Origin of the sequence: Chitinophaga sp. YR627 (assembly GCF_900114995.1) — a bacterium.
Lineage (GTDB): Bacteria > Bacteroidota > Bacteroidia > Chitinophagales > Chitinophagaceae > Chitinophaga.
In genome coordinates this window covers 109,056-122,911 of record NZ_FOUX01000009.1, presented here as the reverse complement: position 1 = coordinate 122,911, position 13,856 = coordinate 109,056, and the positions used below count along the sequence as shown (strand labels likewise).

The following is a 13,856-nucleotide window of genomic DNA, read 5'->3' as shown; positions in this document are numbered from 1 at the left end:
AATTCTTTATTTATGATACCGGAAAACCGGTCGAAAGTTTAATCTTTCATTTCCCAGGCCAGTGCACTGGCGCCGAGGATAGCCGCATCACTTTCTTTCAGTTCGGAGAAGACCAGTTTCACCTTGTTCTGGAAGATAGGCAACAGGTTTTTCTCCATATGCTCGCGTACAGGTTTCATGATCATGTCGCCAGCTTTTGTGAGACCGCCGAACAGGATGATCGCTTCAGGGCTGGAGAACATTACGAAGTTGGCCAGGGCCTCACCCAGTATTTTACCGGTGAATTCGTATACTTCTACTGCCAGCGGATCGCCTTTCATTGCAGCTTCATATATCACTTTGGAATTGATCTCTTCTTTCGGATGATCACGCAGGATGCTCTGAGTATCCGGACGGTTAGCCAGGAATTCCAGGGCAGTGTTGGTTACGCCTGTTGCGGAAGCATATGCTTCCAGGGAACCATGTGCGCCTGTACCAGGATGATATCTGCCACCAGGGATAACGATACAGTGACCGAGTTCACCGGCGAAGCCATCGTGACCATAGATCAGCTGACCGTTGGCAACGATACCGCTACCTACGCCTGTACCCAGGGTGATAACGATGAAATCTCTCATGCTTCTTGCAGCACCGTACTGGAACTCACCGAGTGCCGCTGCGTTAGCGTCATTGGTGAGGATAGCCGGTACGCCAAACTTTTCACCCAGCAATTTTGCCAAAGGTATAACACCTTTCCAGCGGAGGTTTGGAGCATATTCAATGTTACCGGTATAAAAGTTACCATTTGGTGCACCTACACCGATACCTCTGATGTTTTCAATGCCACCTACCTGTGCGATCAATACGGAGAGGTGCTCGTGCAACTCATCCAGGAAGCCATGAACGTCTTCGTGTTGGTTCGTTAGCATACGACCATCACACAGAATATTACCTCTGCGATCTACTATGCCAAACTTTGTATTGGTTCCTCCAATATCAATGCCCACCGCTAATTGCTGACTCATAATCTATTCCCTGTGATTTTAATATGTTTTTAACTCTGAATGCAAAGAATGCCAGGTATGCGAAGCATACAACCGGAATAATGTAAGAATAATGGATACCGATAGAAGGTATATCTGCCAGACCACCCTGAACCGGAGGAACGAGTGAACCACCGAGGATCATCAGTACCAGGAAGGAAGAACCCTGACTGGTGTATTTGCCCAGACCAGCGATAGCCAGTGCGAAGATACAGGACCACATTACGGAGCAGAACAGACCGCCCGCAACGAAGGAGAAGATCGCTACTTCACCGGTAGTGAAGAGACCTATCACCATTGCCATGATACCAAGCAGTGCGAAGATCATGAGTGTTTTAGCTGGTTTGTCCTGACCGGCGAAGAAGCCGATGATCTGAACGACCAGTACACCTGCATAAGGATACAGTACACTTACATCTGTACCTTTCAGGTGATTTGCTGTCAGTACTACGCCATAAGCAACGAATGGCACGATCACAGACAGGATCTGGCGACCGGTCCTGGATACATTGAATACGGTGATAGCACCTGTCCAGCGACCTACCATCATACTACCCCAGAAGAGGGATACATAAGGGTCGATCTGGGATTCTGATAAACCTTCCAGTGTGAGGAAGCCCGGATGTTTCAGCAGGGCGCCCATGTTGCTGGCGATGGTTACTTCCACACCAACATACACGAAGATGGCGATCATACCCATGATGAGCTGTGGATATCTCATAGCTCCCCAGCCATTACCATCCTTGCGTGCGCTGTTCAGGGAATAGAAGAGAATTGCGAGGATACCTACGATACCGATCAGGAAGAAAGGCAGGCCCAGGTCAGTTGATTCGTCAACGCCGATGGAAGTTTTGATCGCATTGAGTACGAGACCCACCATGATCAGGACGAACATGCCGGTGATAGCGCTCAGGGATTTACTTGCACGCGGAGATTGTTCAAATGGTTCATCAGAAGTGCCTTTAGGCATTTTAGAGAACCAGAAGATGGCTGCGGCAACAAGGAACAGTACGATCAACAGGATGTAGAGCGTATTGATCTTGCTGATGTCAGTGTCAGCAGACACGGAAGCATCTTTCGCAGAACCAAAAAGAAGAATACTTACAACCAGTGGTCCGATAGTGGTACCAAAGGAGTTGATACCTCCCGCCAGGTTAAGACGGTGAGTACCTTTAGCCGGATCGCCTAATAAGATGGCAAAGGGGTTAGCTGCAGTCTGCTGCAGAGAAAAGCCCAGCGCAACAATAAAGAAAGCACCCAGAATAAGATAGAACGCGGCAGTGGAATCAGCCATTTTGTTACCGATGTTCACTGCGGCGATTAACGCGATTGCACCTACTACCGATATGAGCAGGCCGTAAATGATACCTTTCTGGTAACCGATCTTGTTTAAGATGTCTACGCCCCGCAGTGCTGAGAAGAGATACAGCAACAGCGAGCCGATAAAGTAAGCGCCATAGAAAGAGAAATCAATTAATTGAGATTCCAGTTGTCCAAGGTGGAAATGCGCCTTACAAAAGGGGATGAAGATGCTGTTTGAAGCAGCCACGAAGCCCCAGAAAAAAAATACAAGTATCAGTACAAAGAAAGATGGATGTGTACTTTGCTTTGTTTGTTGAGCCATAAACGTGTTAAATTACTGTAATTTTTGCGCGATAAATGTATAAATTATTTTTCGAGAATTCCTAAATTTTCAAAATAAATATGCCTATTTTCCTGAAGCAAAAACGTTTTAGCTAATATGTTGTAAAATTTCTATTTATTTTAAATAGAAGTTGATTAAAATGCGTTGGCGAAAGTTTAAAAGTGTACTATTTACGCCTTTTAAGATGGGAAATTAACTTATATCTACTCAAAAGTGCTATTTCGGCGTATTTAACTATGAAATGCAGAAATAAGTACATAAGTTCGCAAAGATCAATCAGAATCATTTAATTATTTGTAAAACAGGGGAAACAATGTCTAACACCGCAACTACGCTTGCTGCGCCAAAACAGGCCAGCTATGTACAATCGCTCCTTATTCTGGGGGTTCTCTATTTCATGCTGGGTTTCATCACGTGGGTAAATGCCACACTGATCCCGTTTCTGCAGTTATCCTGTCAGCTGACCATTGCGGAAGCTTTGCTGGTGACATTTGCTTCTTACCTGGGATATTTCTTCCTGGCGATCCCTTCTTCCTTTATCATCAAGAAGACCGGATTTAAAAACGGTATGGCGTACAGCCTTGTGATCATCGCAGCGGGTTGCCTGATATTCATTCCGGCCGCTAACACACGTAATTTCGGCCTTTTCCTGACCGGCCTTTTCATACAGGGTATGGGTATGTCCCTGTTACAAACAGCTTCCAACCCATATGTGAGCATTATCGGACCTATTGAAAGTGCGGCTAAACGTATCAGTATCATGGGGATCTGTAATAAGATCGCAGGTACGATAAGTCCGCTGATCCTGGCTTCCATCGTCCTCAAAGACGCCGAAGTACTGGAAACGAAGATCAAGGCTACTACCGATGCGGTGGTTAAAAGCGGTCTGCTGGACAACCTGGCTTCCAGGGTAATCCTTCCTTATATCGTACTGGCCGTGATCCTGGTCGGACTGGCAGTAGCGATCAATCGTTCTTCCCTGCCGGAGATCGATACAGATAACAAATCTGTGGATAATGAGGGTAAAACCGTTACAGACAGCAGGAGCAGTATTTTCCAATATCCTTACCTGTTGCTGGGGGCGCTGTGTATCTTCATGTATGTGGGGGTGGAAGTAATGGCCGGTGACGTTATCGGTACTTATGGCCGTGAGCTGGGAATGAGCCTTGACAAAACTAAATATTTCACCACATTTACCCTGGCAGCGATGCTGGTAGGTTATGTGGTGGGTATCATCACGATTCCTAAATATCTTTCTCAGGATATGAGTTTACGGATCTGCGCAATCCTTGGTATACTGTTCACGGCGTGTGCATTTATGACCAGTGGCTATGTAGCGGTTACTTTTATCGCATTACTGGGTCTGGCGAATTCCCTGATGTGGCCTGCTATCTTCCCGCTCGCGATTGAAAAGCTGGGTAGCTTTACCAAACTGGGTTCTGCGTTCCTGATCATGGGTATCGTTGGTGGTGGCGTACTGCCGCAGATCTTCTCCCGTCTGTACAATCCGGAGAGCTTCATTTATGTACAGGGAATGGACTTCAGACATGCCTTCCTGTATTGTATGATACCTGGTTACCTGTACATCCTGTACTATGCACTGGCAGGACATAAAGTTGGTAAAAGATAATCAGACTGATCATAAAAAAAGGCCCGCCGGATAGCGGGCCTTTTTATTTAGTACTGGTCGTCCAGCGCAAATATCGGTTTTCGGTTCATCCACCTTCCTCTTGTAAAGTCCGGTATATACTGCACGTTCCCTCCTTCGGCCACGGACTGTTCACTCAGCGGTGTGATCGCATACCAGGTAGCCAGGTCATATACGTCCAGCGCATAAGGTGCGCCTCTTTTCACGCTTTCGATAAATGAATTGATCACAAACCAGTCCATCCCTCCGTGTCCTGCGCCCGCAGCACTGCTGGTATAGCGTTTCCACAGCGGATGGTCATATTTACCCATATAACTGTTCGGATCTTTATCGCTGCCTGCTTTTTCCCATTCGTCATAAGGGCTTTTACCTTCCACATAGATGGAGTCGAAATCGTCCATCCACAGGCCATTGGTGCCCTGTACGCGGAAGTTAAGCGAGTAGGGGCGGGGAGAGTTGGTATCATGCGAAAGCATGATGGTTTCTCCGTTGTTGGTACGGAGTAGTGTGGTCACGATATCACCCAGTTTGAATTCCACTTTTGCGTTCGGGTGATTTTCTCCACCGTTATCCACAACGTATTTATGTAATCCCCTGGATTTGGTGGCTACGGATGTCAGCGACAGCAGTCTGTTTCCACGGTTGATGTTGATCATATTGGCTACGGGACCCAGACCATGTGTGGGATAGAGGTCACCGTTACGATGCACACTGTGGTTCGTGCGCCATTTGGCTTCTGACATGGCTTTTTCGCCAAATTCTACACCACCGCCATAGAGCTGTTTTCCATTGTTGAATTTTACTTTGCGCAGGTCATGCTGATAGCCTCCCTGCAGGTGTGTGAGTTCGCCGAAAAGGCCTTGTCTCACCATATTGAGTACGGCCATGACATCCCGGCGATAGCATACATTTTCCATACCGAACACGGGGATGCCGGTATCTTCGCTGGTGTTCACCAGGTTCCAGCATTCCTGGATATCTGATGCGCCACAAACCTCTACGGCAGGCGTTTTACCTGCTTTCATGGCTGCAATGGCCTGGATGGTGTGCCATTCCCATGGCGTGGCGATGATAACAGCGTCGATATCATCCCGTTTCAGGAGATTGTGGAAATCTTCAGGTCCGTTGCTGTATTCCGCTACTTTCTTTTTAGCGCCATAGGCCTTAGTGATCAGTTCACGGGATTTCGGAATAGCCCATTGTGTGTCCGGATCGCAGATGGCCACAACATCTACATCGTCCCGATGGAGGCACAGGTCAAGATGCCCTTGTCCGCGGGCGCCTACACCGATCAATCCTACTCTTACTTTTTCCTTTTTGATGTCTGCGAAGAGGCGGGCAGGCGTATTGAGGAGGGTTAATCCTACACCTGCGGCCACAGTGGTTTTGAGAAAGTTTCTCCTGTGAAATTGCTGCTTTTTCATGCGTTGTTTGGTTTTAGCTCTTGCTAAAAGAAGACTGCTGGTGTATTTGTAGCTGGTGACTAAAAATAGAGAAATTGTTGTGGAACTTCTATTTTATTTTGACTTTCCCTTCATCAATTTTCTCATGGTATATACTATTCCCTTTATTAAACATTATTTTAGTTGGATACTGCGGAAAGTGTGCATAAACAGGTCTTACAGAAACAGCAGGTCTTACGAAACTAAATAACAGGTCTTATACCACTGATTGTGTCCGGCATTAGGTCCGGTTCCACGAAAGGTCAAACATTTGAGATGAAAAAGTTCTTATTAATGGCCGGGCTTTGCAGCACGCTGGCCACTGCTCATGCGCAGGACATTGCTCCGTACGGGGCGCTGCCATCCAAATCACAGGTGGAGTGGCAGGATATGGAATACTACATGTTTATCCACCTTGGTCCGAACACTTTTACAGACAACGAATGGGGACATGGCGATGAAGATCCCAAGGTTTTCAACCCTTCCCAGCTGGATGCCCGTCAGTGGGCGCGCACCGCGAAACTCGCCGGTATGAAAGCGATCATTATCACTGCCAAGCACCACGATGGTTTCTGTCTGTGGCCAAGTAAATACAGCACGCATACTGTCAGGGAGAGTGCCTGGAAAGACGGTAAGGGGGATATTCTGAAAGAATTATCTGCTGCCTGTAAGGAATACGGGCTGAAGTTTGGTGTATATCTGTCTCCATGGGACCGCAATCACCCTGCTTACGGTACGCCGGAGTACAACCAGGTTTTCTCAAATACATTAAATGAAGTGCTGAGCAGCTATGGCCCTGTGTTTGAACAGTGGTTTGACGGCGCGAATGGTGAAGGTCCGAATGGCAAGAAGCCGGTATATGACTGGCCGCTTTTCCACAGTACTGTATATAAAAACCAGCCCAATGCGGTTATTTTCAGTGATGTGGGACCAGGTTGCCGCTGGGTAGGTAATGAAGATGGTATAGCAGGTACTACGAGCTGGTCTACGCTGAATGTGACTGGTTTTACACCAGGCAAAGGCGCGCCGGCACAGTCTGTACTGAATGAAGGGAATATGAACGGTGAGAAATGGGTGCCTTCAGAATGTGACGTGTCTATCCGTCCGGGATGGTTTTATAGTCCGTCTACCAATGATAAAGTAAAAAGCGTACAGCAGTTGCTGGATATCTACTACGGTTCTGTTGGCCGCAACGGCAATATGTTGCTGAATGTGCCGGTTGACCGGAGAGGGCTGATCTATTCGGCGGATTCAATCCGTCTGATGGAGTTCAGGAAAATGCGTGAAGAGAGCTTTAAGACGAACCTGGCGCTGAAAGCGAAAGTGACAGCTACAGAAACCCGTAAAGGAAATGCACATGTGAATGTGCGTAATCTGATCGATGGTAAGAATGATACGTACTGGGCTACGCCGGATAATGCATTGCAGGGAACGATCACCTTGACCTTCCCGAAGGCGGTGACCTTCAACCGGCTGGTAATGCAGGAGTATATTCCGCTGGGCCAGCGTGTGAAGGCATTCAGTGTGGAAATACTGGAAAAAGGGGAGTTTAAGGAAGTAACGACTGCGACAACGATCGGGCATAAGCGTATTCTGTCTTTCCCGGATGTGACGACCACGCAGGTGCGAATTAAGATACAGGATGCACTGGCTTGTCCGGTGATCAGTGAGGTGCAGTTATACAAAGCGCCGGGTTTACTGGCGGTACCTATTATTAACCGTAACAAGAACGGCGATGTGAGCATTACCTGTTCTTCTCCTGACCCTGAACTGCATTATACCCTGGATGGCAAGGAGCCAACTTTCAAATCACCTAAATATACCGGTCTGATCTCCCTGCCGAAGGGCGGTGTGATCAGGGCGAAGTCATTCCTGGAGAAAGGGAAGGTAGCCAGTACGACGGTGACTGCCAGTTATGATATAGCGCCGGCTAAGTGGAAAGTGGTATATACAGATGGTCAGGCGGATGGTGCGGATCCGGAGAGAGCGATCGATGGTAATCCGAATTCCTTCTGGATGACGAACTACCAGCCGGATGCGTCAAAATATCCGCATGAGATCCAGATAGATATGAATGAGTCGCTGGTCCTGAAAGGGTTTGTGTATACGCCAAGACACCAGACAGTACGTTCCGGTACTATTTATGGCTATGAGTTCTATGTAAGTGAGGATGGGGAAAACTGGGGGCAGCCGGTGGCACATGGTAACTTTGCGAACATTGCCAACAATCCGGTGACGCAGACAGTTAAATTTAACATTCCGGCAAAAGGACGATTTATCCGGCTTGTGGCAATTGCGCCTGCCAATGAAAATGAGCATTGGGCCAGTGTGGCAGAGCTAGGAGTGATCACCAGATGAGTAAATAATTGATTTTCAGGATGTCCCCGCCAGAATGGCGGGGACATCCGTTTTATATGAGTATAAATAATCTATGTTGGCCCGTAATTTGCAACTACCTATTTGATAATTTAACTTTCCGTCTTGAATTTTTTGTCCGCTAAGAAAAAATAATATTATAACTTTGCGTTTGATTTAAAATAAAGACAGTTTTTAACAATTTAATGCTGAACTGAAGTTGGAAAACTTTGCGGCCCATACACTTTCTGCATATCATCCTTCTCTGAGAGAGGGAGAATACTCTATTGGGTTCAATGTCTTTAGATATCTTTCCCGACGACCTCGTATTTGATAGCGTCCGCTTACATAATGCACGCTATCGCAACCTCGTGACAACTCTCAGTCACAGCAGGTGTTATTTCTATCCAGTAATGGATTCCAGGTATTAATTTATTGATTTACGTTTTCAATTGACAAAATTGGAAAATCCGAATATCATTGTCAGGGTTGCGACCACTGACGATAAGCATTATGGCAAAACCATCACAGATGAGATGGAGGCTTCCGCAAAAGCGCGTGGAACAGGTATTGCCAAACGTTCTCCCGAGTATGTACAACTGAAGATGGAGGAGGGTAAGGCTGTTATAGCATTAACAGATAAAGGCGAATGGGTAGGCTTCTGCTATATAGAGGCCTGGGGACATGAGAAATTTGTGGCCAACTCAGGACTTATCGTCAACCCTGCATTCAGAGGACATGGTGTGGCAAAAGCTATCAAACACCGTGTATTTGAATTGTCCAGAGAGAAGTATCCGGAAGCGAAAATATTTGGTCTGACTACCGGTCTTGCGGTAATGAAGATCAACTCCGAACTGGGCTATGAGCCAGTGACCTATTCTGAGCTGACAGACGATGAGGAGTTCTGGAAGGGCTGCCGCAGCTGTGTCAACTTTGAAGTGCTGACAAGCAAGAACCGCAAGAACTGTCTGTGTACGGCTATGCTGTACGATCCTGTGGAGAAGGCGAAAGAAGAGGCCGAAAGAGAAGCGCTGAAAAAAGCTGCCCTGCATATCCAGACGGATGCTGTAGGCGCTGCTCAGCCGCAGATCCTGGTGGCAGCTAATGGTGAGATCAAGCACGCGAAGAAAGCAAGGAAGTTCAAGGAGAATTTCAAGCTGTTCGAAAGATGGCTGCGCTTTAAAAGATTTGTCCTGCTGAAAAGCGGTAAAGACAGCATCAGTGGTGGCGGAGCGCCATCCAGCAGAAAGCGTTTCTTTCTGTTCAATATATTGTAAACGATCACTTTTTTATTATAACGCGTCACCCATACGATAGTGTGGTGGAAGAGCACAATCTTATCATAAATGAAAAAAGTAGTACTTGGATTTAGCGGAGGACTTGATACTTCCTATTGCGTAAAATACCTGACAGATGACAAAGGGTATGAAGTGCATTCAGTAATCGTTAATACCGGTGGTTTTTCTGCGGAAGAACTGCAGGAAATTGAACGACGTGCATATAGCCTGGGAGTAAAGAGTCACAAGACCGTAGATGCAATACGCTCCTATTATGATAGTGCGATCAAATACCTGGTATTTGGTAATGTGCTGAAGAATAATACCTACCCACTCAGCGTAAGCGCAGAGCGCGTTACACAGGCCCTGGCGATTGCAGAGCATGTGAAAGCAGTTGGTGCTGACGCCGTTGCACATGGTAGCACCGGTGCTGGTAACGACCAGGTACGTTTCGATATGATCTTCCACATCATGATTCCTGGTGTAGAGATCATTACACCGATCCGCGACCTGAAACTGAGCCGTGAAGAAGAGATCGAATACCTGAAAGCGAAGGGTGTGGAGATGAATTTCGCGAAAGCAGCTTATTCTATTAATAAAGGTATCTGGGGTACATCTGTGGGCGGTAAAGAAACACTGACCTCCGATGGCTTCCTGCCTGAAGAAGCATGGCCAACACAGCTGACTAAAGAAGGTACCGAAAAAGTATCTCTGCAGTTTGTAAAAGGTGAGCTGACCGGTGTGAATGGTAAGACCTTCTCTCATCCGTCAGAAGCGATCCAGCACCTGCAGGAGATCGCCGGTGCATATGCTATTGGTCGTGACATCCACGTAGGAGATACTATCATCGGTATCAAAGGCCGCGTAGGTTTTGAGGCAGCAGCGCCTGTTATTATCATCAAAGCGCACCACGCACTGGAGAAACACGTGCTCACAAAATGGCAGCTGACCTGGAAAGACCAGTTGTCTCAGTTTTACGGTAACTGGCTGCATGAAGGTCAGGTAATGGACCCGATCATGCGTGATATCGAAGCATTCCTGCAGAATAGCCAGGGACATGTAACCGGTGAAGTATTTGTGACCTTACAGCCTTATCGCTTCCAGGTAACAGGTATCAAATCTGAATTTGATCTGATGAGCAGCAAATTCGGTAAATACGGTGAAATGAACAGTGGCTGGAGCGGTGAAGATGTGAGAGGTTTCAGCAAGATATTCGGTAACCAGACGATGATCTGGCATCAGATTGCAGAAAGTGTCAAGGGCAAATAGCCGGCGGCGTAAAACAGATGAAAATGGCAAATGACAAGAAGATAAAAGCAGGGATCATAGGTGGCGCTGGTTATGGCGGTGGAGAAATGATCCGTCTTTTATTGAATCATCCCAACGTAGAGATCTCTTATGTACATAGCCGGAGTAACGCCGGCAATCCCCTGTACGCAGTACATGCCGACCTGCTGGGGGAAACTGAAATGACCTTCACAGGAGAAGTAAGCAACGATATCGATGTTTTGTTCCTTTGTCTGGGTCATGGAGAAGCAAAGAAATTCGTGGAAGCGACAGATATCGCAGCGTCTGTAAAGATCATCGATCTCAGCCAGGATTTCAGGCTGGGAGAGACGGTAAAAGGCCGCGAGTTTGTATATGGTCTTCCCGAAATGCAACGTGAAAAGATCATTACTGCAAATAATATTGCCAACCCTGGTTGTTTTGCAACAGGTATCCAGTTAGGATTGTTGCCACTGGCCAAAGCGGGTTTGCTGCAGGAAGTACATACCACTGGTATCACAGGATCCACTGGTGCAGGACAGAGTTTACAGGCGACTTCACATTTTACCTGGAGAGCCAATAATATCTCTACCTACAAAGTACTGAGCCATCAGCATCTGAAAGAAATACGACGAAGCCTGCAGCTGTTGCAGCCTTCCTTTACCGGAGATGTCAACTTCGTACCGGTTCGCGGAGATTTTCCAAGAGGTATCTGGGTCACCTCTTACCTGCAGAGCGATTTATCGCTTGAAGAAGCGCAGCAGCTGTATAAAGACTACTACGCAGGCCATCCATTTACACATGTAAGTGATAAGCAGATCGACCTGAAGCAGATCGTAAACACCAACAAATGTTTGATCCAGCTTGAAAAAGTGGGTAACAAACTGGTGATCCATTCCATCGAGGATAATCTGCTGAAAGGTGCATCCGGACAAGCGGTCCAGAATATGAACCTTATGTTCGGATTTGATGAAACTGCAGGTCTGAGGCTGAAGTCGATCGTATTTTAACTATGCCCGATCAAGTGCCAATTTTTTACAATCCTCCCGTCACAAACGGGAAAACAATCTGAGCTACCATGCAATTATTTGACGTATATCCCATCAACGATATCACTATAGAAAAGGCTGCCGGTTCCAATGTATGGGACGATAAAGGCAACCAATATCTTGACCTGTACGGTGGTCATGCCGTGATCTCCATCGGTCATACACATCCGCACTACGTAAAGAGATTAACAGATCAGTTACAGAAAGTAGGATTCTATTCCAACTCTATCAAAATACCTTTGCAGCAGGAACTGGCAGCGAAACTGGGTAAGATCTCCGGTAAGGAAGATTACCAGCTGTTTCTCTGTAACTCAGGTGCTGAAGCAAATGAGAATGCACTGAAACTGGCTTCTTTCCATAACGGCAAGAAGAAAGTAATTGCATTCAAAAAATCTTTCCACGGCAGAACTTCACTGGCAGTAGCAGCGACCGACAATCCGAAGATCGTAGCGCCTGTGAATGAAACTGATAACGTGGTATTTCTGCCATGGCAGGATGAAGCTGCACTGGAAGCGGCCTTTAAACAATACGAAGTATCTTCTGTTATCATCGAAGGTATTCAGGGTGTAGGCGGTATCCAGGTAGCAAGCGCTTCTTTCCTGCAAAAGATCAGAAGTCTGTGTGATGCGCATAACGCAGTGTTTATTGCAGATAGCGTACAGTGTGGTTATGGCAGAAGCGGTAAATTCTATTCTCATGATTTCGCCGGCGTAAATGCAGATATCTACACCATGGCGAAAGGTATGGGTAATGGTTTCCCTATTGGTGGTATCATCATCGCTCCACACATCCAGGCATCTTACGGTCTGCTGGGTACCACTTTTGGTGGTAATCACCTGGCATGTGCCGCTGCACTGGCAGTACTGGAAGTGATCGAACAGGATAACCTGATAGAGAACGCTGCAAAAGTAGGCGGTTACCTGATCGAACAGCTGAAGACATTCCCGCAGGTAAAAGAAGTAAGAGGAAGAGGCCTGATGATCGGTATTGAGCTGCCGGAAGAGCTGAACCATGTGAGAAAAGAATTGTTGTTTAAGCACAGGATATTTACCGGAGAAGCAAAGCCAAACGTAATCAGACTGCTGCCTTCCCTGGCACTGACCATGGAGCACGCAGATCAGTTCCTGACAGCATTCAAACAGGAAGTAGGTAAAAACTAACATCAATCATCATCAGAGCCATACTAAAAAATGAAACAATTTATTTCCGTAGATGATGTTCCAAGTGTCCCGCGTTTAGTGGATATCGCACTGGACTATAAAAAACAGCCTTTCAAAGACAGAAAATTAGGTGAGAACAAAACACTGGGGATGATCTTCCTGAATCCCAGTCTGCGAACACGATTGAGTACGCAGGTGGCAGCGAAGAACCTGGGTATGGAAGTAGTGGTATTCAATATCGATAAGGAAGGCTGGCAGCTGGAAATGAATGATGGCGCTATCATGAACGGAAATACATCAGAGCACGTGAAAGAAGCGGCAGCCGTAATGGGCCAGTACTTCGACATCATGGCGATCCGTACTTTTCCGGGCCTGAAAGACAAAGAAGCCGATTACAAAGAAAAATATATCAACCAGTTCATCAAATACGCAGGCGTACCTGTAGTAAGTCTGGAGAGCGCTACCCTGCATCCTTTGCAGAGCTTAACAGATGTGATCACCATTAAGGAGCAATGGCAGCAGCCACGCAGACCGAAAGTGGTAATGACATGGGCGCCGCACGTAAAACCATTGCCACAGGCAGTTCCAAACTCCTTTGCACAATGGATCAATGGCTGGGGTGAAGCAGATTTCGTGATCACGCATCCGGAAGGATATGAGCTGGATCCGAAGTTCTCCGGTAATGCGCAGATCGAATACAACCAGGAGAAAGCCCTGGAAGGCGCTGATTTTGTGTATGTGAAAAACTGGTCATCTTACAAAGATTACGGTAAGATCACCTGCACTGACAGCAACTGGATGGTGACCAACGATAAGCTGAAAGGCACCAATCAGGCGAAAGTAATGCACTGCCTGCCTGTAAGAAGGAATGTAGTGATTGCTGACGAAGTGCTGGATGGCCCGCAGTCTATCGTGATCCCTGAAGCGGCTAACCGTGTATGGGCTGCACAGGCTGTATTGAGCGAGATCTTAAAAGGTAACATGTAATATCG

Annotated in this window: 10 protein-coding genes; 7 read left to right on the top strand and 3 right to left on the bottom strand. The window is 46.8% G+C overall.

From position 1 onward, the window contains the following. Positions 1-38 precede the first annotated feature (38 nt). Positions 39-1,004, bottom strand: a complete 966-nt coding sequence (locus BMZ72_RS35735; RefSeq protein WP_089816288.1) for an ROK family protein — start codon at positions 1,002-1,004, stop codon at positions 39-41. After that, on the bottom strand, positions 976-2,646 hold the full coding sequence (locus BMZ72_RS35730) for an MFS transporter (RefSeq protein ID WP_089816286.1): 1,671 nt from the start codon (positions 2,644-2,646) through the stop codon (positions 976-978). Before BMZ72_RS35730 ends, BMZ72_RS35735 begins: the two co-directional genes overlap by 29 nt. A 334-nt stretch (positions 2,647-2,980) precedes the next feature. On the opposite strand from BMZ72_RS35730, the gene BMZ72_RS35725 reads away from it, so the two are divergent. Beyond that, positions 2,981-4,297 carry a sugar MFS transporter gene (locus BMZ72_RS35725; protein ID WP_089816283.1) on the top strand — a complete coding sequence of 439 codons (1,317 nt, stop codon included), beginning with the start codon at positions 2,981-2,983 and terminating at the stop codon, positions 4,295-4,297. 47 nt (positions 4,298-4,344) lie between these two features. Here BMZ72_RS35725 and BMZ72_RS35720 read toward each other — a convergent pair whose 3' ends face one another. After that, complete coding sequence (locus BMZ72_RS35720) at positions 4,345-5,739, bottom strand: Gfo/Idh/MocA family protein (protein WP_089816281.1); 1,395 nt, start codon at positions 5,737-5,739, stop codon at positions 4,345-4,347. A gap of 294 nt (positions 5,740-6,033) precedes the next feature. On the opposite strand from BMZ72_RS35720, the gene BMZ72_RS35715 reads away from it, so the two are divergent. From BMZ72_RS35715 to BMZ72_RS35690, 6 genes are all read left to right on the top strand, one after another. Continuing rightward, positions 6,034-8,115, top strand: a complete 2,082-nt coding sequence (locus BMZ72_RS35715; protein ID WP_255373383.1) for an alpha-L-fucosidase — start codon at positions 6,034-6,036, stop codon at positions 8,113-8,115. A 449-nt stretch (positions 8,116-8,564) separates the two neighbouring features. Beyond that, positions 8,565-9,389 (top strand): GNAT family N-acetyltransferase, encoded by an 825-nt coding sequence (locus tag BMZ72_RS37090; protein WP_255373382.1) that lies wholly within the window; start codon positions 8,565-8,567, stop codon positions 9,387-9,389. A gap of 69 nt (positions 9,390-9,458) precedes the next feature. After that, positions 9,459-10,658, top strand: a complete 1,200-nt coding sequence (locus tag BMZ72_RS35705; RefSeq protein ID WP_089816277.1) for an argininosuccinate synthase — start codon at positions 9,459-9,461, stop codon at positions 10,656-10,658. Between the two features lie 23 nt (positions 10,659-10,681). Then, entirely contained in the window at positions 10,682-11,665 is a 984-nt protein-coding gene (gene argC, locus BMZ72_RS35700) for an N-acetyl-gamma-glutamyl-phosphate reductase (protein ID WP_089816275.1), read from the top strand. Between the two features lie 68 nt (positions 11,666-11,733). Then, on the top strand, positions 11,734-12,864 hold the full coding sequence (locus BMZ72_RS35695; protein ID WP_089816273.1) for an aspartate aminotransferase family protein: 1,131 nt from the start codon (positions 11,734-11,736) through the stop codon (positions 12,862-12,864). A 30-nt stretch (positions 12,865-12,894) separates the two neighbouring features. Beyond that, positions 12,895-13,851 carry an N-acetylornithine carbamoyltransferase gene (locus tag BMZ72_RS35690; RefSeq protein WP_089816270.1) on the top strand — a complete coding sequence of 319 codons (957 nt, stop codon included), beginning with the start codon at positions 12,895-12,897 and terminating at the stop codon, positions 13,849-13,851. Positions 13,852-13,856: the final 5 nt, after the last annotated feature.